The sequence below is a fragment of the Pokkaliibacter plantistimulans genome (genome assembly GCF_003194385.1).
Classification (GTDB): domain Bacteria; phylum Pseudomonadota; class Gammaproteobacteria; order Pseudomonadales; family Balneatricaceae; genus Pokkaliibacter; species Pokkaliibacter plantistimulans.
The window spans coordinates 1-2,553 of record NZ_LAPT01000162.1 but is presented as its reverse complement, the minus strand read 5'-3'; the positions used below and the strand labels follow the sequence as shown (position 1 = coordinate 2,553).

Here is a 2,553-nt window from a genome sequence, read left to right as displayed (position 1 = left end):
GTTCTGTCGCCTGGCGCCTGCTGACAGGCGGTGCCGTTATTGAGCAGCTAAAGAGGCAGCCTCCGTACCACGGGCAGTGGTTTATATGCATGCTGTTGAGAAGCGTGCTCGAGGCAACCGAGACAATGAAATACCCAGAGGGCACAAGAAGCAGGCGCAACAGCTGAGTTTAGTGGTCTAAATGAGCACTTGACTCGCTCCGCTCGCCCCTTCGGGGCCGTGCTAAAGCACGTTCAGCCGTTGGCTGTGAGCCTGTTTTTGACGCGGTATTCGGCAACGCAGATAGATTTTCAACGACCTGCTAGCCATTGCTGACCACGGCCTCCACACGGGGGCGCGGCTGTATATGGGTTCTCAGGCGCCACGCCGGGATCAGTATCAGCAGGGCGATCAGCATCATGCTGAGAAAGCTGTCACTGAACCCCAGCATATCGGGCAGTAACTGGTTCAGCTGGCTGCTGCAGTCCTGCTGGCAAAGCATCTGCAATTGTTCATGTCCGGTAAACCAGCTGTAGACGTAATGACTCAGGGCATTGTTCCACAGCTGCTCTGCGTTACCTTGCTGCAGCTGGCTGTGATGCAGATGCTGACGCCAGTCCAGCCAGATGGATACACCATTGACCCCCACCGCACTGCCCAGCTGACGGATAAAACTGAACAGCGCCGCGCCGCTGGCCAGCATCTGCGCTGGCAACAGGCGCAAGGTGCCGGTGTTCAGCGCCGGGAAGATCAGGCTGATCCCGACCCGGCCGATGATGGCAATGGTGACCAGCCAGAGAAATACCGCGGTCTGATCAATCAGCGCAAACAGCAGGCACGACAGGGCAAACAGCAGCATACCCAGCATGATGCTGAGGTAAGGAGGCAGCCGGTCAGCCAGTACACCCGCCACCGGGAACATCAGGGCGGAGGCAATCCCCGCTGGCATCAGCAGCAGGCCGGATTCGGTCGGCGTGAAATGCAGTATCTGCTGGCTGAACAGCGGAATCAGATAGGTAGAACCATAAAGGCTTGCACCCAGACACAGGGTGATAAGGGTGCAGCTCCAGACTCCCGGAGCATTGAACACATCGAGGTGGACCAGCGGGTGAGCGGTCGTTTTGCAGCGCCAGATAAAACTGAGCCCCCCGAGCAGCGCTACCGCGAAGGCAAACAGGATAGCAGGGTGGCTCCAGCCCCACATTTTGCCGTTGGAGAAGGCCCACAGCAGCCCGAGGATCGCGGCCAGCAGAATGATCAGGCCGAGAATATCCAGCGGCATGGGCTTCTGATTGGCGGGGGCTTTGGGCATATAGCGCAGAGCCATCACCAGCGCGAGGGCGGCGATGGGCAGAGAGGCAAAGAAGATCGACTGCCAGCCAAAGGCATCCACCAGACCACCGCCCAGCGCTGGCCCTAATGCCGGCCCTAGAATCACGCCGAGGCCATAGATGCCCATGCCGGTGCCGCGTTTCTCCGGTGGGTAAAGCTTATAGATGGTGATGATACCGAGCGGTTGAATCACCCCGGCCATCGCACCCTGCAAGCAGCGCGACAGCACCAGCAGCCAGAAGTTGGAGCTAAGCCCGCCTAGCACGGCGGCGAGGGCGAATAAGCCAATGCAGATCACATAGCTGCCACGCTGGCCAAATTCGCGCAGAAACCAGGCACTGGCCAGCATGGAGGCGGTCATACAGGCCAGAAAGCCCGTCACCAGCCATTGGGCTTCGGTCTGCGCCACATGAAAGGTCGTCATCATCTGCGGGATGGCAACGTTGATCATGGTCGATGCCAGCAGCACTGACAGTGTGCCGAGCATCACGGTGAGCATGGCTCGCAGGCGATAACCCGTGCCATATCTGGCCTTGAGGGCTTCTAACGGGTCATCAACCAGGGATTCGTACATAAACGCCAGACTCCGGCAGCAAGCAATAAACGAGAATTAGCTATTGAATCGTGAAGAAAGAAACTAATCGGATGATTAAAAATAGCAACCATCGATTGCAGAACAATGGCGTGCACAGTCGGCTAAAGCCCATGCAGCAAGCGGGTTTCAGCCCGGTAGCCACGCTTGCAAATGCCTTGTTGTCGAGAAAATCGTATTTAAATTCAAATAATTACTTGCAATGAAGGGGGGAGTTGCCTAGTATGCGCCCTGTCGACGCGGGGTGGAGCAGCCTGGTAGCTCGTCGGGCTCATAACCCGAAGGTCGTCAGTTCAAATCTGGCCCCCGCAACCACATTCAGGAAAGGGCGATTACCGAAAGGTGATCGCCCTTTTCGCATTCTGGGATTTGGGAAAAGAAAGCGTCGGGCTCACTGCTTATAACCCCGGGGCGAAGGTCGTCAGTTCACATCTGGCCCCCGCAACCACATTTAGGAAAGGGCGATTACCGAAAGGTGATCGCCCTTTTCGCATTCTGGGTTTGGGAAGAGAGCAAGTCGGGCTCACTGCTTATAACCCCGGGGCGAAGGTCGTCAGTTCACATCTGGCCCCGCAACTACATTTAGGAAAGGGCGATTACCGAAAGGTGATCGCCCTTTTCGCATTCTGGGTTTGTAGTGGTCAACTATT

General features: G+C 57.0%; 2 protein-coding genes and 1 tRNA gene. 2 read left to right on the top strand and 1 reads right to left on the bottom strand.

From position 1 onward, the window contains the following. Window positions 1–301: 301 nt before the first annotated feature. Window positions 302–1,885, bottom strand: a complete 1,584-nt coding sequence (locus WH50_RS25160) for an MDR family MFS transporter (protein ID WP_110190159.1) — start codon at window positions 1,883–1,885, stop codon at window positions 302–304. Window positions 1,886–2,141: 256 nt separating this feature from the next. On the opposite strand from WH50_RS25160, the gene WH50_RS25155 reads away from it, so the two are divergent. Further along, window positions 2,142–2,218 (top strand) — tRNA-Met (locus WH50_RS25155). A gap of 27 nt (window positions 2,219–2,245) precedes the next feature. Continuing rightward, a partial coding sequence (locus WH50_RS26725; RefSeq protein ID WP_207780484.1) for a hypothetical protein occupies window positions 2,246–2,553 on the top strand: 308 nt, incomplete at its 3' end.